At 34.0% G+C, this 18,043-nt stretch carries 19 protein-coding genes; 18 read left to right on the top strand and 1 reads right to left on the bottom strand.

From position 1 onward, the window contains the following. Positions 1-49 precede the first annotated feature (49 nt). The 13 genes from CZ490_RS07115 (at position 50) to CZ490_RS07045 (ending at position 11,778) form a co-directional block, all read left to right on the top strand. Positions 50-403 (top strand): glyoxalase superfamily protein, encoded by a 354-nt coding sequence (locus tag CZ490_RS07115; protein ID WP_077618249.1) that lies wholly within the window; start codon positions 50-52, stop codon positions 401-403. Positions 404-1,085: 682 nt separating this feature from the next. After that, positions 1,086-1,454: a hypothetical protein gene (locus CZ490_RS07105; protein ID WP_077618247.1), complete on the top strand. Its 369-nt coding sequence runs from the start codon at positions 1,086-1,088 to the stop codon at positions 1,452-1,454. 61 nt (positions 1,455-1,515) lie between these two features. Beyond that, positions 1,516-1,974, top strand: a complete 459-nt coding sequence (locus CZ490_RS07100; RefSeq protein WP_077618246.1) for a hypothetical protein — start codon at positions 1,516-1,518, stop codon at positions 1,972-1,974. Positions 1,975-2,067: 93 nt separating this feature from the next. Then, complete coding sequence (locus tag CZ490_RS07095; protein WP_077618245.1) at positions 2,068-2,598, top strand: VanZ family protein; 531 nt, start codon at positions 2,068-2,070, stop codon at positions 2,596-2,598. A gap of 77 nt (positions 2,599-2,675) precedes the next feature. After that, complete coding sequence (locus CZ490_RS07090; RefSeq protein WP_077618244.1) at positions 2,676-3,488, top strand: GNAT family N-acetyltransferase; 813 nt, start codon at positions 2,676-2,678, stop codon at positions 3,486-3,488. A 136-nt stretch (positions 3,489-3,624) separates the two neighbouring features. After that, positions 3,625-3,975 (top strand): hypothetical protein, encoded by a 351-nt coding sequence (locus CZ490_RS07085; protein ID WP_077618243.1) that lies wholly within the window; start codon positions 3,625-3,627, stop codon positions 3,973-3,975. Positions 3,976-4,795: 820 nt separating this feature from the next. Further along, entirely contained in the window at positions 4,796-5,476 is a 681-nt protein-coding gene (locus CZ490_RS07080; protein WP_077618242.1) for a response regulator transcription factor, read from the top strand. 95 nt (positions 5,477-5,571) lie between these two features. Continuing rightward, complete coding sequence (locus CZ490_RS07075) at positions 5,572-6,492, top strand: ATP-binding cassette domain-containing protein (protein ID WP_077618241.1); 921 nt, start codon at positions 5,572-5,574, stop codon at positions 6,490-6,492. After that, the gene (locus CZ490_RS07070) at positions 6,485-7,231 is read left to right on the top strand and encodes an ABC transporter permease (RefSeq protein WP_077618240.1); all 747 of its coding nucleotides are present in this window, start codon (positions 6,485-6,487) and stop codon (positions 7,229-7,231) included. Before CZ490_RS07075 ends, CZ490_RS07070 begins: the two co-directional genes overlap by 8 nt. Positions 7,232-7,272: 41 nt before the next feature. Further along, positions 7,273-8,160: a sensor histidine kinase gene (locus CZ490_RS07065; protein WP_234987182.1), complete on the top strand. Its 888-nt coding sequence runs from the start codon at positions 7,273-7,275 to the stop codon at positions 8,158-8,160. Positions 8,161-8,205: 45 nt separating this feature from the next. Further along, positions 8,206-9,072: a hypothetical protein gene (locus CZ490_RS07060; protein ID WP_234987181.1), complete on the top strand. Its 867-nt coding sequence runs from the start codon at positions 8,206-8,208 to the stop codon at positions 9,070-9,072. An 827-nt stretch (positions 9,073-9,899) separates the two neighbouring features. Beyond that, a complete protein-coding gene (locus CZ490_RS07050) occupies positions 9,900-10,409 on the top strand; it encodes a GNAT family N-acetyltransferase (RefSeq protein ID WP_077618238.1) in 510 nt (169 codons plus the stop codon). Positions 10,410-10,821: 412 nt separating this feature from the next. Then, positions 10,822-11,778: an acetamidase/formamidase family protein gene (locus CZ490_RS07045; protein WP_077618237.1), complete on the top strand. Its 957-nt coding sequence runs from the start codon at positions 10,822-10,824 to the stop codon at positions 11,776-11,778. Positions 11,779-12,358: 580 nt separating this feature from the next. On the opposite strand, the gene CZ490_RS07040 is transcribed toward CZ490_RS07045, so the two are convergent. Then, positions 12,359-12,784 carry a hypothetical protein gene (locus CZ490_RS07040; RefSeq protein ID WP_077618236.1) on the bottom strand — a complete coding sequence of 142 codons (426 nt, stop codon included), beginning with the start codon at positions 12,782-12,784 and terminating at the stop codon, positions 12,359-12,361. Positions 12,785-13,318: 534 nt separating this feature from the next. Here CZ490_RS07040 and CZ490_RS07035 point away from each other — a divergent pair. The 5 genes from CZ490_RS07035 (at position 13,319) to CZ490_RS07015 (ending at position 18,030) form a co-directional block, all read left to right on the top strand. Further along, positions 13,319-15,214, top strand: coding sequence for a hypothetical protein (locus tag CZ490_RS07035; protein WP_077618235.1), 1,896 nt, complete (start codon positions 13,319-13,321; stop codon positions 15,212-15,214). Positions 15,215-15,445: 231 nt separating this feature from the next. Further along, positions 15,446-15,832 carry an ACT domain-containing protein gene (locus CZ490_RS07030; RefSeq protein WP_077618234.1) on the top strand — a complete coding sequence of 129 codons (387 nt, stop codon included), beginning with the start codon at positions 15,446-15,448 and terminating at the stop codon, positions 15,830-15,832. 75 nt (positions 15,833-15,907) lie between these two features. Continuing rightward, positions 15,908-16,789: a PhzF family phenazine biosynthesis protein gene (locus CZ490_RS07025; RefSeq protein ID WP_077618233.1), complete on the top strand. Its 882-nt coding sequence runs from the start codon at positions 15,908-15,910 to the stop codon at positions 16,787-16,789. A gap of 25 nt (positions 16,790-16,814) precedes the next feature. Next, positions 16,815-17,309, top strand: a complete 495-nt coding sequence (locus CZ490_RS07020; RefSeq protein WP_077618232.1) for a GNAT family N-acetyltransferase — start codon at positions 16,815-16,817, stop codon at positions 17,307-17,309. 187 nt (positions 17,310-17,496) lie between these two features. Next, complete coding sequence (locus CZ490_RS07015; RefSeq protein ID WP_077618231.1) at positions 17,497-18,030, top strand: GNAT family N-acetyltransferase; 534 nt, start codon at positions 17,497-17,499, stop codon at positions 18,028-18,030. Positions 18,031-18,043: the final 13 nt, after the last annotated feature.

Raw genomic sequence — 18,043 nt, 5'->3', positions numbered from 1 at the left:
GTTAATAATGGGATCCTCTAATCCAAATGTGTACAGGAGTGCTGTTTAAATGATTACACCCATCTTTCGAATTTTTGATATGGAGAAAACACTTTCGTTTTACATTAAATACTTAGGCTTTAAAATTGATTGGAAACATCAATTTGAAAAAAATATGCCTTTGTATTTTCAGGTTTCTTTAAATGATGCTGTTTTACATCTATCCGAACATCATGGCGACTCTTCTCCAGGTAGTGCTATTCGAATTAAAATAAAGGATTTGGTAAATTTTCATTCTTCTTTATCAAAAAAAGAGTATCCCTACTCTAATCCAGCTATAGAAAAAACACCTTGGGATACTATTGAATTAACAGTTGTTGATCCTTTTTCAAACAGAATTACATTTTATGAAGAAATTGAGTAAAATAGGCAATCTTTTATAGGGAGGAAGGAGAGGACTAATATATGTTAATAATACTTTTACTTGTCGTACCGATATTAGGAGTTTTATGGTTTTTAAATCTTACTACTTTTTTGAAGAACTTAAAGAATGGAAAAAGCACTCATAACCAAAATATATTAGGAGCAGTCTTAACATTTATTTTTATCTTTGCACTAATGTACTGCTTTGCTGGAACTATTTGACCATAGAAGGAATAAATGAAAAACCTGATTCTAGAAATTTTAACGTTCGAATCTATTAAACTTCGGTTCAGGTTAGTTCGATAACTCATTTAAGGTAAATGTAAATGAATACTGTTAAATGAAATAAATGGAGAATGGTAAATGGGTTACGAATTTGTACTAACCTTTATATTCACATTCCTTGTAGTCTCTATAATCAGCTTTATAGTAAATAGATACTTATCAAAAGGAAAAGCAGATAAGAAAAAAGGATATACAATGTTTTCATTCAAAGTTTTATAATTTCAGTTCTTCTAACTTGGGTTTTGTAGTTGCTATTAATCTAAAGGGTGATCGATGTATGAAATCAAAAGTTAAACTTGTCATGATATTGATTTCAGTTTTATGTAAACGTTCTACTATTATCATGGTAACGAAGCACTAGAGTACAAGAATTCAAAAATGAATGAAGAGGGTAGTCTATGAAGAAAATTATTATACCTTGTGTCCTTATAATCTCAGTTGTTATCATATTGGTGAACTCAGATTCAGTTTACTTGAAGTTACAAGAAAATAATAGGAATCATTCAGATTACTATATCTTTGAAGTCAATGCTGAAAGAGAAAGAAACGGTCAAAGTCTGTTAGAAAAAACGGACATTACCACTGATACGAAATATGCAGGAAACCATATTTATCTAACACAAGTTTATGTAGAAGACAGACTTGAGATGATTTTTTTTACTAAAGCATTTAAAAACGGTTTCCTTGATTGGGAATATCACACGCTCCCATTTACCACTACCGATAACATTATTGAAGAGGCGTTGGACGAATGGATCTTAAATTAATAGGTTAAAATTCCTCTATTCGCTTATCCGATTTGAAATTACTTAACAAGGGGGAGTAGATTTGAAGGGGAATTTTCTAACAATATGTTTATTTTTTGTAAGTATATCCCTTTTAAGTGCGTGCGGCAATGTGGAAAAAGTTCAACATATTGAGGTATTTGTTACAGAAACATCAGAAAAAAACGATGAAGGTTTTTTCGAAACAACTGGTTTCAAGAAAGTAAATGCAATTACCAGTACAGAAGCAAGTAAAAATCATGTGGAAACGGATATCAAAGCCATTGAGGACTTTTATGATAAGGAAGGCAATTATTTACGAACAGAAATCAAACATTCAATCTATAATAAATCTCACCTTACCGAAGCCGAAGATGGTAGAGAACGTAAGGAAGAAGTTCAGAAACCTTCAACAATCTTAATTCCAGACGAAAATATAGAGCATTTTATATTAGAAAATATGACAAAGGAAGAAAAGGAAAAAGTGAAAGAACATGTACTATCGTTTATGGATAGGTTATAAGTGATATTTTCACTAGCGGGGCAACTTGATACAAACTTAAATAAATGATTGACGCATTTATACATAAAATAATAGATTCGGAGATATGTGAAATTGAGGATATACTTTCTTTTACCAGCAATCGTAATAATCGTTTTATGGTTTATTATCAAAGGTATCAACGTTATGTATAGGAAAATAGAATTTGATTTAAAGCAAGAAATAATAAATTTACTTTTTTTGATAAGTGTACTATGGATCATTGGAATGACCATTTTCCCAATTGAGATTGGTATTCCTCATACATATGGACCATCTAATAATTTTGTACCATTTTCAAGTATAAAAGACTTAATGAACCATTCTTATTTTATGGTTCCCTTAAGAAATATTGCTGGAAATATAATATTATTTGTGCCGCTAGGGGCTATGCTTACATTAAAATTCGCTACATTAAATAGTGTACTAAAAGTTGGATTAGTGGGTTTACTAATCTCTGTATGTATTGAGTTCATCCAACTACTGTTGCCAATCAGGGATATGGATGTTGACGATATTATATTAAATACTCTAGGTACATTGATAGGCTTTCTTGTAATAAGAGCATCTGGAATGCTCTTTCGAATGAATGCCAAAGATCATTAAAATGTTCTACAACAGAACAGTGCACATGCAGTAATAAACGATATGAATATCAAAGTAGAATAATTCGGGGGTATATAATGACTGTAGTTATGACTAAGGACCTAGCTGAGAAATTGGAGATTTCAGAGATAGATACTTTACGTTCTAGGTTAACAGAAATTCAAAAAAGAGATGGAAACCCAATGGAGGTTGAAATCCAAAAGTTTGGGAATGCAACTGCTTTTTCTGCAAAGAACATACCTGGTCCATCTTTTAATACGGTTAAAGGGTTGAAAGATGGTGATGAAAAACAAATACAACACATCATAAACTTTTACAAGCAGAGAGACATTCCTACTCGCTTTGAGTTAACTCCAGCACATACCTCACCAGATTTACTTACTTCCCTAAGAGACGCTGGCTTTTATCATCATGACTTCCATTCAACTCTTTATACTCCTTGTACTTCAAATGAAAAATGTAGCGACCTAAATAAAAAAATTACCATCCGTGAGCTAGAAGAACATGAATTTGATATTTTTGCTGAGATTTATATAAATGGTTTCCAAATGCCACACTTCTTAAAAAATGGAGTAGCCCAAAATAATCAAATCCTACATAAAAACAAACATTGGACATTTTATCTAGCTAGTTATAATAATGAACCTGCTGGAATTGGAGTTTTATTTATTAAAAATCGTATCGCTACTTTAGCTGCAGCAGCAACCTTACCCCATCTACGAAATAAAGGTATCCACCATGCACTAATAAAAAGGCGTATGTATCAAGCATATTTACAAGAATGTAATTTAGTTGTTGGCCAAGCAAGGTTCGGCTCTACCAGTCAAAATAATATGGAAAGAGCGGGATTGCAAATAGCATATACAAAAGCAATATGGATTGAAAGGTAATTTCATTTTCATACCAATTTAGACATTACGACTTATAGTACCCTCTTTTAATGTGGTGTAAAATAGAGGAGTTCTAAAATAAGCAACAAACAAATAATTTGAATTATGGGCCGTTGCAAAGGATATTTACATACATATGGTGGTGATAAAAATCAAAACGCTCGTGTTATATATTTTTGGGTTTGTTCGATTTGTTATTTTGATTATTTCTATAGTCTTGAGCGTATGGTTCTTCGTCGTGACATTATTTTCAGCGATTGGTGCAATAGGGGAACCTAAAGAAGAGTGGGTTTATGTATTAACCCAATATTTATATTTTCTTGTCTGTGCTTTAATAATCGGATTAATGAATGAATTCGAAAAGAAAATAAATAATGAGGATTACGACTTAGGCTTAAATATTTGGTTATTTGAATTGTATATCCTTATTGTAATAGCCCATTATGAACTGCCTAAAAAACTGGTAATGAAAATGATGGGAAGATAAAAAGATAGGTTAAGGTACTTGTTATAAAGTGGCTATTTCAGCTGAGGGTTTGCACATGCATTCGAGTAGATTAGTAGTCAAAAAGCATACGTAATATCCAGGAAAAGGTAAAAATAGGTGTGGAAGTTGTAATAATTGTAAGTGATTTCCACATGCGCATCCTTTTGAGACGAAAATTCGCTAAAACCATGCGATAAGTAGATTTGCGCATGCATTTATGTAGATTAGTAGCCTAAAAGTATGCGCAGCATCCAGAAAAAGGTAAAAACAGGTGTAAAAGCTATAATAATTGTAAAAAATCTCCACATGTGCATCCTTTTGAGACGAAAATACGCTAAAACCATGCGATAAGTAGATTTGCGCATGCATTTATGTAGATTAGTAGCCTAAAAGCATGCGCAGCATCCAGAAAAAGGTAAAAACATGAATGGAAGCTATAACAATTGTAAAAAATCTCCACATTCACATCCTTTTGAGACGAAATTTCGCTAAAAACATGCGAAAAGTAGATTTGCCATGAGTAATCTAGTGAAATATTAATCAATAAAAAACCTTCGATATGTACAATTAAGTACGAATTCGGAGGTTTTTTGCGTGGCACCCAAACTCATTTCTAAGAGCAACTTACCCTCTACTTTGGTCATTCTTAGAAACTACTAAAGTAATTTACCTTTTTATTTTTTATAAGAGTAGTACTTTTCTACCTTCTACTCATATTCCACTCCACATTTTCCATATTCTCCTAAACGAAATACGTTATAATGAATTATAATCATTAGAACTAGTACAAAAAGATACATATAAAAAATGGGTGATACTTATGTTTGAAGGTAAACGTGTCTTAATCGTTGAAGACGATCAAGAGATTAGTAGATTGCTGAGTTTTATTTTGGAAAAAGCGCAGATGGTTCCGGTGGCAGCTTATTCGGGGACAGAAGGATTATTGCAACTGCAAACTAATACGTTCGATTTGATTTTATTGGATTTGATGATACCGGGCAAAAGTGGAGAAGAACTGCTAAAGGAAATCAGAAAAAAGAGTTCTATTCCGATCATTGTCATTTCAGCCAAAGTCGATATTGAAAATAAAGTGCAAGTCTTGAAAATGGGTGCAGATGATTATATAACCAAACCATTTCATCAGGAAGAAGTGATGGTCCGTGTGGAAGTGCAATTACGAAAAGCAAGCTCACACCCGGAACAGTCAGCGGAAATCGGATGGCGCGATTTGAAAATGAATACCGAAAAACGGACTATTACGTTAAAAGGGAACGAACTACAACTGACGAATGCAGAGTTTGATATTTTAACATTTTTCATTAACAATCCTGAGCGTGCTGTATCAAAAAAGGAGATTTATGAAAGTATCTGGAAAGGGACCTATTATGGTGATGATAATACAATCAGTGTCCACGTTTCTAACCTCCGCAAGAAGATTTCTGAGATTACAACTGAAGAATATATTAAGACCATTTGGGGAGTAGGTTTTATGCTTATCTGACTTCTTTATGATTTCTTTATGTTTTGCTTAAAGGATTTTAAAGTCTTCTAAGCTAAACTGGAAATAACTCAAAATGCAGTGAAGGAGTCGAAAAGATGGAAACCATTATTCAGACGTATCAATTGTCAAAAAAGTTTAAGGAGGATGAAGTCCTTAAACCTCTTGATTTTACATTGAAAAAAGGGGAAATCTGTGCACTAATTGGGAAAAATGGTGCGGGGAAATCAACTTTGTTCAAAATTCTTTCAGGCCAACTCATGCCAACAACTGGGGAGATTCATCTCTTTGGGAAATCTGGTAAAGAGATAGAGCATGAGAAAAAGAGAATGGGGTTTATGATTGAAACTCCAACATTTTTCCCGAATTTTACTGCCGTTCAAAATCTAGAATATTTCCGGATTCAGCGGGGAGTCGTTGACAAAAAGCGGATCTATGAAGTACTGGAAATTGTAGGACTAGCGAATCAAAAGAAAAAACGTTTTAGGGATTATTCCATGGGGATGAAGCAGCGATTAGGCATAGCCCTCTGTCTATTAAGCAACCCCGATTGTTTAGTGCTTGATGAGCCAATCAATGGTTTGGATGTTGAAGGGATTATGGAAATCCGCAGATTATTGATGAAGCTTAATCAGGAAAACCATATAACGATCTTAATCTCTAGTCATATCTTAACCGAATTAAAATTGGTAGCAACACGTTTTGTATTTATCAAAGATGGTGTAATTGTTGAAGATTTAAGTAAAGAGGCTCTGGAAGAAAAGAGTAGGAAACAAATTCTCATAACGGTGAATGATGCAGTGAAAGTGGCACAATTAGTAGAACGAGCATATGCAGATATCCAGTTTAAGGTCCTTCCTAATCAAGTCATCTCTATCCAAAATCATGTAGAGGACAGTGGAGATATTAATCGCCTCTTGGTCGATAATGGTGTGACGGTGAAGGAGTTTCGCATCGAGGCATTGAATCTAGAGGAATATTTCTTAGGATTAGTGGAGGAGGGAAATAAAAATGATTAATTATATGAAAAGCGAAAGTTATCGACTACTGCGTAAAAACGGGACGCATGTAACAGGTTTACTTTGTTTACTACTGATAAGCGCTGCTGCTGCGACTCTTTATTTTTTTGATCAATTCGATCCTAATTTCCCATACGCCACTAGTAAATTTTTCTATTCAAATGTGATAAGTGGAGGTTTGCTTATTATAATCGTAGGGCTCATCTTTAATATTTCTCTTACTGGTAAAGATTTATCTCTACTAAAGCAATCCGTATCTTTCGGTATTTCTCGAAACACCATCTTCTGGTCTAAGTTAATCCTAACTTTAAGTTATTTTCTACTACTCTGTGCTGTTGGAATAATCGTAATGATTGTGTTAGGTGAGAGTTTGTTTACAGGTGAAAATCAGTCGGTGAGCAATTTTCTAATCGCGTGTCTTAATATGGCACCAATTGTACTGAGTGGATTTTTCTTAACCCATTCGTTGAAGATGCTAAAGGTTGGAGAAGTTTACATTATTCTCGTGCTTGCATTTATTTTTGGATTTTCGGATAGCTTGTTGCGGGTCTTTCGTTCATTTTCAGGCTTAAGAGAGTTACGAGAATATGCACCGAGTACATTGTTAAATGATAACTTAATGAGTTTTCTGGATAATACAGTTCAATTCGATTTCAAATATTGGGCTGTAGGTATCATAATTTCTGTGATTTCTTTGTTAATTGGAGCAAAAAGGTTCGCAAATAAAAACATCGATTGATTGTGAAGGGATGAATGAAAGTGAGCAGCTGGTTGATAATCATGATCCTAATTTTCCTACTGATTGTTGCTGTCATCATGCTTTTGCTGTTCCATTGGGATGTCAAAAGGATGACAAAACAATTAGATAGAATCAGTGAAAATTTCGGGACAAATGAATTAGTTCGTACAAATACTCATAATAAAAGCTTGGCCCTATTTGCTTCGAAAATCAACCAGCTGATTCAGTTATTCAAACATAACCAACAGTCTGTTGAAAGAAGAGAAATGGAATTAAAACAAGAAATAACAAATATTTCCCATGATTTACGAACGCCTTTAACATCGATTAAAGGCTTTTCAGAGTTGTTAACAGATCCGTCTATATCTGAGACAGATAGGAAAGAGTTTTTAGCTATTATTCAAAAGAAAATCGACAATCTAACCATGATTGTTGATTTATTTTATGAACTCTCCCAACATGATTCTTCGGACAAGAAATTGACAATGGAAAAGCAGTTCCTAGATCAAATAGTGGTAGAAACCATGCTAATGTTCTACGAAGATTTTGAGAAAGAACAAATAAAGGTACAGATGGAAGAAAGTTCAGTTCCTGCTGTTCTTGCGGACAACAAAGCAACCGTTCGTATTGTAATCAACTTGATTCAAAATGCGTTAACCTATGCCAAAAGTTATTTGAACATTCGTTTTGTAGAAAAAGAAGGGTATATATGGTTAGTGGTAGTTAACGATGTGGAGCAGATAAATGCAACAAAACTACAACAAATTTTTAATCGAACATTCAGGTTGGATTCTAGCCGAGCTGGTACTCATCTTGGATTAGGGCTTCATATTGTACAACAACTTGTTACCAAACAAGGAGGAGAAGCAGTGGCTAATGTCCATGAAAATGAATTTATGATTGAAGTGTCATTTAGAAAGTGGGATTAGTTGTTTTAAAAAATTCAAACGTTATGATGAACCTAGAGAAAATGATTGAATTATAGAGAAGAGGAGGAAGAAAAAATTAGGATTGTACCCAAAAGTCGCTCGCTAAAAATGGTTCCCATCATTCTTTTATTCCTGTTTTTATTGTCATTATATGGGTACCATCGATTCGAGAAAGATTTTGTCTATCCGATTGTGCCAATAGCAATCGAGGCTGAATTTTTATCAGCGGAATACTTTACTGAGCTCTCAGAGCAGTATGAGCTAATTCGCTCTAAGCATCGAAACGGTTATACATATGAAAAAGCGAAAGCCATATCATCGCATGCAATCCTTACCCATATGATGGCTGATTTAACGGAGAACCCACAGCTATTGAACGGCCACAAGCGATTTGATCTGTATTTTGAGACGTTTGATCAACATGTTAAACAACTCCCATCTATCACGGAAGAGATTCATTACTTTCGCAATGAACTGAATCAATATGGAGAAGCGCCTGAACAATTAAATGAAATGATTGAAAAAGTGGCATGCGGCAAATGGCAGCTGTTTAGTGCTCGATATCACCGGTATGAAGTAAGTGATTATGATGCTGCTTATAATGTAAAATTTATATCGGCAAATGGTCGGTTTGAAGTTGTCTATCATGCTGAGTCGGGTCAGAAGGTAACGGATTCGGTAAACATGGGCACGTATAATTTTGCGCCGGGGAGTATTCATCCATGGAAGTATTACCAGCACCATAAATACGATAAGGTTCCCTGGAAGAAATGGGGGAATACCAATCAGATTTCATACAAGGAAATTACAAAACGGAAATCAAGGCATGGCTCTACAGAGCAAAAGAAAAGTACCGAAGAACTCCATAACGTAATCAAAAACAATTCTTCAGGTTCGCAGGAGTGTCAATAATGGCCCACACTCTAGGTGTATCAAAGCAATTATTTTGAGATGATTGGTTTATTTTCTTTGGAAAGGGGTTTCTCGAAATACTTTTGAAATCCATAATTTAATAAAGAAAATGAGTAGTAAAGCAAAAACATTTTCGTTGGAGTGAAATTTTTGAGTTTGAAATGTCCAATTTTCTCGAATATAGGTACTAATAGATACGCAAAAATAGAGTCCATCACTAGATTTATAAGGGCATATAAAGAGAATTTACCGAATGTAAAATGAAATACCCATAAGTTAAATGTAAAAAAGGGACCCAAAATAAAAGCTAATGCATCAAATAGCCTATATTTGTACCCACCTTTTACAACCCACCATTTAAAGATTGGGCTTACCATTTCTACAGTTAGTAATAAAAATGAGCAAAATAAAGTGACAGGTAAAAACCTCTTAAATGACTGTTTAGGTAGAAAAAATAATACGATTAACCATAGGATTACTGCGTTAAAAATCCTGAAAAAATTGGCAAGCATGATGATCACTCCTTTATTTTTTTAGTTTTTTAAAATCTCCTTTAAATTATTCATTTATGTATTGATGGGTAGAGTTATTGTTGTAAAATGAATTATTAAATGAACTTCAAGAATTTACTTAATTAGAGAAGTACAATAGTTATATTAAGTGAATGATGTTTTTACGGATACTTTATTATCCTGCAGGAGTAATAATTCATGAAAAACTAAACGAAAGAAGGAAAATCCCCAGGATTGTTACTATCTATTAACAACTACAATAGGGAAATACCACCTTATAATCTTGTCTTCACAAGTATCACGAAGGAGAACCATATGTTATCAATTTTACAAGAGGATCGATTTGAAGAGCTGTATCAAATGTTTGAGGATTCTTTCCCAAGTGATGAATATAGGCCCTACCAAACACAACGTGCCTTACTTTCCAATCCTCATTATCAAATTTATGTTTATGAAAAGAATCATGAAATCGCTGCCTTTTTTGCGACATGGGAAGGACCACATTTTATCTTCCTTGAGCATTTTGCCGTTAAAGAAAGCTTTCGTAATGGTGGTTTAGGATCGAAGCTACTCCAAGAATTTCTTAAGCTACATGCAAAGCCTATCGTGATTGAAATTGAACCACCAGAGGGGGAAATTGAAAAAAGACGTGCTCGTTTTTATGAACGAAATGGCTTTCACCTTAGTCAGTGGGGGTATGTCCAACCAGCACTTGCAAAAGGGCAAAATCCGGTTTCGCTTGTCTTAATGTCTTATCCGAAGCCATTACAAGAACAGGAATATCAATCTTTTAAAAATTGGGTGTTTAATGATATCTATACATAAGATTTTGTTTTGTAAATTTCTAGTATCACTTAAACCATCGATAGCGTCGGTCCAAAATGGATCAACGCTTCTTTATGTTTAACACCATTGAAGTAACGGAGCAGGTAAGAAGTAAAATAGAAGATGTAGGCTTCGTTTTTAAAAATAGATGATTATTTTATAAAATAAATAAGCCCTTATATTATAGATTAATCCTATAAACTAAAACCTCGATAAATTTTATTACGGTTAATTTTATTGTTAATTTATATTTTTAAATAATCTAATTTACTCTTTGGAGTAAAATGTGTTACTCTGTAATTAAATCAGAAAGCGTAGATTATTAAGTAGGCCAATTACATGTGTCTAGACCAGGAAATAGTTTCAACTATTCGTTCATTCAACAACACTTTAAACTTTGGAGGTTAGAGCTATGGCTAAAATTTATAAGTTGGAGCCGACTCCCGACACTTTGCATGGATTTTTCAGCAAAGATTTAGAACCTGCATTGACCATTTGTTCAGGAGACACAGTTATTTTTCGAACCTTAGATTCAGCTTGGGGATTAGAAAAACGTTCTACCTTAGGAACGCCAAGAAAGCGTTTTACTAAACTGCGACAGGAACGACAAACTAAACAATTCGGTCATTCGTTAGTTGGTCCCGTTTATATTCAAGATGCTAAAGCGGGAGATACGTTAGAAATTAACATTAATGAAATTGTGCCAGGTACTTGGGGGTGGACTTCAGCTGGTGGATTTCCGAGTTATTGGAACAAAAAACTTGGATTGGATAAGGAGAAGGAAGTATATCTAGATTTTGATTTGGATGTTGAAAAAATGGTAGGAACAAGTCAATTTGGGAATTTTAAGTACAGCGTAGCATTACAGCCATTCATGGGCATTATGGGGATGCCGCCAAAGGAAGAAGGACAACACTCGACCATCGTTCCCCGAAATACCGGAGGAAATATTGATTGTAAAGAGCTTCGAGCTGGAAGTACTTTATATTTACCAGTGTTTGTTCATGGTGGCCTTTTTTCTACCGGAGATGGCCATGCTGTTCAGGGTGACGGTGAAGTGGCTGGCCCTGCATTAGAATGTCCGATGGAGCGGGTGAGTCTCACTTTTCAAGTTAGAAATGATATGAAAATCAATAGACCACGAGCAAAGACGAAAAACGGCTGGATCACGATGGCGTTTCATGAGGATCTAGATGAAGCAATGTGGCTGGCATTAAGTGATATGTTAGATTTAATGGCACAAGTTTATAATATTTCTAGAACAGAAGCCTATGCCTACGCTACAATGGTTGTGGATTTACGCGTAACACAAATTGTTAATTCCTCAAAGGGAGTTCATGCCTTTTTACCGTTTGATGCTTTAAAGTAATCACTGACTCTAGTATTTAGGGAAATAACAAATTTAACAGATAAGGTTAAGAAAAAAAGCTAAGCAGCTACTTCAGCATACGCGTTTTGCGCATGCAATTAAATAGATTAGTAATCTAAAAGTATGCGCAACATCCAGAAAAAGGTAAAAACAGGTGTAAAAGTCGAGTGAATTGTGAAAAATATCCACATACGCATCGTTTTGAGGCAAAAATTGTATAAAAGCATGCGAAAAGTAAATTTGCGCATGCATTCAGCTAGTTTAATAATCTAAAAGTATGCGCAAAATCCAGGAAAAGGTAAAAACAGGTGTGGAAGTCGAATGAATTGTAAAAATTATCCACATACGCATCGCTTTGAGGCAAAAATTGCATAAAAGCATGCGAAAAGTAAGTTGGCGCATGGTCAAAACCCGGCTTTACTTGTATTAATGTCTTATCCAAAGCCATTACAAGAACCCTTTACTAATCATAAAATACAACAAACCCTCATTCAATTAAAATGAGGGTTTTTCATATGGTTACTTATAATAGTTGGAACCCTGCACCGCTTAGGGTCTTTTGTACTTCGACCACGATAAACTAGTCTTTAACTGTATACCTAACCTGTTTAAAGGTTACTACGTCTCCATCTACAGTATCATCTTTCGTTTGAATAAGTTGAACTTTTGGCTTGTAGTCGGTCCGATGAGCATCTTTGATATCTTTAATGTTAAGTTTGTATGATTCATTATTTTTTATCCTTTGTTCCAATACTTTTTCATTGGCGACGAAGATGAAAGTTATTTTATCTTCATCAATTCCCTCAGTCATAATCTCCAACTCATTATCTTTTGTAGTAATTGTTGAGTTTACTAATTCCATACTTCCGTTTCCGGTATCTTGTTTAGTAGCAATTTCAAGACCGGCTTTGTCATTTGAGTCTAAAGAATTTTCTACTATACCGGAACAACCGGATAACGCAATACCAGCAAAAAGAATTAAACCTAGTAATATGTTCTTTTTCATAAAATCATCTCCTCAAAAAAATCTATATTAATATTTTCCGTCGTCTTTGAGTTACAGGGCAGTAGCTTTTTCAAAGAGGGCTGTCTCAATATCTTAATTAATCCATCAAGAACGATAGCATTTCCATATACTCATCCTTTCTTCGTCATTAATAAAGACTCATTTCCAAAAAGATTGTTGCTATATGATAATCATACCCATGGAAAGAGTCCAGCTGGAGCGGAAATCAATTTGTCAGTATCAACAACGTTTGCGAAAACAGCATTAATAAAAATAATCAGGCCTCCGCTATTTTTTAATAATTTCCATTACTTTCCTCTCTATATATATATCATACAGTATGAATGAATTTCTGTAATAGATCTAAGTCATATTTAATATTAGGTCTTTGGTTGTATATATGGGTTGATTTAGACTGAAATTCAATTGAAAAAGACTGAATTTTATATGCAATTGAGAATGTGGTTTTAATATAATCAAATCAAGCTATTAAGCAATGGTAATGATGAATAAATATAAGTGGAGGGACGTTCCATGAATGAGATAATAGAAAGTACTTTTAACATTGAATACAAGGAAGACATGTATATAAGTTCAATAACCCATAAGGATGATCCCTATAAGATGAATTGGGTGGAAGGAACACAATTCTGGGGAACGATTAAAGCACCTAAAGGGATAGATACAACAGTTGATCGGTGCTTAACAAAACATAACACCCTTAGAGAGGTATACACGTTTACGAATAATACGGAGTTTGATATTTTTTCAAAAGCAGGGGATACATCCATCTACACAACGTTTAATGATAATTATGAGTCAGCAGATGTTTCTACTGTAAAAAAATGTCACGCTCACATATGGTGTGGTGGTGAAGTAAGTTATATTATGGGATTAAGAATGGGAGGGGAAGCTCCTCATTTAGGTTTAATCCTAACAAAGGGAAGTATCAAATCATATAGTATTGAGCGCGATTTATCTTTAATTAGTAATGATCGGGGAGACATTATATTACACGTAGCTCCTTTCGAATTAGCACCTGGCGAATCGTATAGTATAGAATGGGAACTATTTTGGCACGAAGGTAAAAAAGATTTTTATAATAAACTATTAACATATCCTACCTACATACATATACATGCTGAAAATTACACCGTATTTGAACATGAAGAAATCCATGTGCAAATTTCTTATCATGAAAGTCTAATTAACCAAGAAGTTTACATTTCGCGAGATGGAAAACCAATTGAATATCAGAAAGAAAACGATATGTTGACTATTAGAGAAGTAGATTTGCTACCTGGTGAGTATTGCTATTCTGTAAGTATTAATGGTGTTACAACTGAAGCAAAGATTCTTGTACTGCCTGATCTTAAAAAACTTACTCTAAATAGATGTGACTTTATTGTAAATAAGCAACAGTATCATAAAAGGAATAGCCATTTAGAGGGTGCCTACCTTATATACGATAATGAAGATCAACAAATCTATTATTCTCACTATCATGATCATAATGGGGGCAGGGAAAGGGTTGGAATGGGCGTATTACTTGCTCGTTTTCTAAGAAACAATGAGAATGTGCAAATGGAAGAAAGCTTAAAAAAGTATATTAAGTACATCAGAAGAGAGCTTTATGATGAAAAGACAGGCATCGTATTTAACGATGTAAAAAGGAATAACGATATTCACCGGTTATATAACTATTCTTGGTTGGCTGTCCTTTTCAAGGAGTTATATCTTACATGGAAGGACGTTAGGTTTTTAGAGGACATGTCCAAAGTTTTATTGGCATACTACAAGCAAGGTGGAGCAGATTTTTATCCGATTGAATTGCCAATGTTTGAAATGCTTAACTTACTAGAAGATGCGAAATTAAACGTTGAAAGAGATGAGATTTTTCACCACTTTGAAGAACATGTGAATACAATCATTCTTTATGGAATCAATTATCCTAAATCAGAAGTGAACTTTGAACAGACCATTGTAGCACCTGCAGCAAATCTTTTACTAGAATTGTATAAAGTAACGAACGATCAAAAGTTTCTTACTGAAGCAAAAAAACATGTGGAGATCTTAGAACTTTTTAATGGACTTCAACCCGATTATCACCTTTATGAAACGGCAATAAGACATTGGGATGGATACTGGTTCGGGAAGAATAGATTATATGGCGATACTTTTCCGCATTATTGGAGTGCTTATTCGGGACGTGTATTTCTAAATCTAGCAAAAATAACAAATGATCGTGAATACTATAAAAAAGCAGAGTCTTCTCTTCGTGGTGTGTTAAATCTATTTTCAATAGATGGTAGTGCTTCATGTGCAAAGCTTACCCCTCATACAGTGAATGGAATAAAAGGTGATTTCTACGACCCATGGTCCAACGATCAAGATTGGGGACTATACTTCATATTTGACTATATGGATTAAAATATAAAAGTTACTTGAGCAGGCTACAACAAGAAACTAGAAAAAGGATTGGAGAAAATTCCAATCCTTTTTTGTCGACAAAAAATTGTTTCACTTTAACTGACTTGAGGTGTCCTAAGGTAGGTTTGATGTCATTATTTTTGATTTGTCTTACTTTACGAACGAGGGAGGTAGTGAAACAAGAATTTAATAGAATAAATGGTATAATTTCTAAAAGGAGTGTAATAAAATATGCAATTAAAGATTTTAGATTTAACTTTTTCCGTTGTAAAACTTCCCCCAACTGAAACATTACCATTGTGGGCATTAAACTCCCATGTATTTTCTATTACCCGAACAGATGAAGAATTGTCTATTGTGTGTTCCTCTGAATGTATCCCTATGAATGAATCATTTATAGATGTTGAAGACGATTGGAAGTGTATAAAAGTTGAGGGAGTATTGGACTTTAGCTTGACTGGAATATTATCTTCATTAGCAAATCCATTAGCCGAAAATAATATCAGTATCTTTGCAATTTCAACATATAATACCGATTACTTACTGATTAAAAGCCATTCTATCGAAAAGGCAAAAGTCGTATTAGAGAATGAAGGTCACATTATTAGTGATATATAAAATCTCTTATTGCACTGAAACGGGTTGCTGCGTTAATCCTATAAGTTGGAAGATATGTAGGGGGGAATAGGTATTATGGGCAAAATTAATTTTTCAATAGTAGATGTTTTTTCACAAGGTAAATATACAGGGAATCAGCTTGCTGTGTTTAAGAATGCTCAAAACATTTCGAGTAGCCACATGCAACAAATAGCCAAGGAAATAAATTATTCGGAAACTACGTTTATATTATCAGATTCAAAAACTGATAATGGTTATGATGTTCGAATTTTTACACCTAATGAAGAGGTTCCATTTGCTGGACACCCGACTTTGGGGACGGCATATATCATTCAAAATGAAATAATTGGGGAACCCATTGAAAAATTGATTTTAAACGTTAAAGCTGGACAGATTCCTGTATCGGTCGATAATCAGGAACAATTACTGTGGATGGAACAAAACAACCCGACATTTGGACGTATTTTAGATACAATAAAGGTTTCTGAAGTATTAAATATTGATAAAGAATACATAGATGATAGATTTCCAATCCAAGAGGTTTCAACAGGACTCCCAGTAATTATTGTCCCTTTAAAATCACTAGAGGCAGTAAAGAAGGTTAAAATAAATAAAGATAAATACTATGAGTTAATTGAGACTACCGATGCAAAAGCAATAATGGTTTTTTCTCCTGAAACCTATCATTCTGATAATGATGTAAACGTTCGTGATTTTGCGGATTACTTTGGTATTCCAGAAGATGCAGCTACAGGAAGTTCTAATGGCTGTTTAGCTTCTTACTTAGTTAAATATCGGTATTTTGATAAAAGTGAAATTAATATTCGTGTAGAACAAGGATATGAAATAAAAAGACCATCATTATTGTTTTTAAAAGCAAGCGAAGAAAATGGCGAAATCAAAGTATATGTAGGAGGAAAAGTAGAAAAAATTGCCCAAGGGGAATGGTTTCTATAAAAATTTGATTGTGGCGGTGTGATTGATGAACAACAGTCCTATTGTGAAAGAATACTCTTATAAGAATCAAGCGCAAGTAGTAGATTTAATTCTTCAAATTCAGCAACAGGAATACAATATAAGTATAACAAAGGATGATCAACCCGATTTGTTCACCATAGAAGAGTATTATCAAACGGGGAATGGTAACTTCTGGGTGGCTATCTATGATAAAGATGTAGTTGGCACAATTAGTCTTTTAGACATAGGGAATAATCAGTTAGCATTGAGGAAGATGTTTGTAAATAAAGAATATCGAGGAGCAACATATAAAACTGCAAGTCTTTTATTAGGTGCTGCAATGAAATGGGCAAAAGAACGTACTATCGAAGCAGTATTTCTTGGGACAACTCCCCAATTTGTAGCGGCGCATAGATTTTATGAAAAAAATGGGTTTATACGTATAGGTCTTGATGATTTGCCTGAAAATTTCCCAGTGCTACAGGTAGATAAAAAATTCTATAAGTATGTGCTTGAATAAATAATCAGAGAAAAATGTTATTCAGTTAAAGTGTAGCGTTGATCCAAGAAGGATTAACGCTTCTTTCTGTTGAATTTTATTGAAGCAACGAAGCAGTTTTGATTAATAAGAGTTTGAAATTTAAAGGTATTTGATATGTAAAAAAAGAATAGATAACTATGAAACGATAAGGGAGAGAAGAGATTAGATGTTTCCAGTATTAGAGACTGAACGATTACTATTAAGGAAAATAACAAAGGAGGATTCAGTTGATATTTTTGCTTGTTTTTCAAACAACGATGTAACACGTTTTTATGGACAAGAATCCTTTCAAAGCATAGAACAAGCAGAGAATTTAATAGAGTTATTTTCAAAAAACTATAACGAAAACAAAGGAATACGATGGGGAATTGAACGCAAAGGCACTAAAGGTTTAATTGGAACAGTTGGTTACAATGCTTGGATGCCAAAACATCGAAGAGCAGAAATAGGTTACGAGATTCATCCAGAACACTGGAGAAGGGGCTATACCTCTGAAGCTGTAAATACAGTTCTTTCATATGGTTTTGATGTTATGGATTTAACTCGTATCGGTGCAGTTGTGTTTCTTGAAAATGAAGCGTCGAATAATCTTCTTCTTAAAATTGGCTTTCAAAAAGAGGGAGTTTTGAGGAAGTATATGTATCAAAATGGAATGGCACATGATACGAATGTTTATTCATTGCTTAAAAATGATCTGTAATTGGAGTGTTTTC

The sequence above is a fragment of the Litchfieldia sinesaloumensis genome, from assembly GCF_900156865.1.
GTDB lineage: Bacteria > Bacillota > Bacilli > Bacillales > Bacillaceae_L > Ferdinandcohnia > Ferdinandcohnia sinesaloumensis.
Note: the sequence above shows the minus strand (reverse complement) of the source record. Positions and strands in the feature narration are given on the sequence as shown.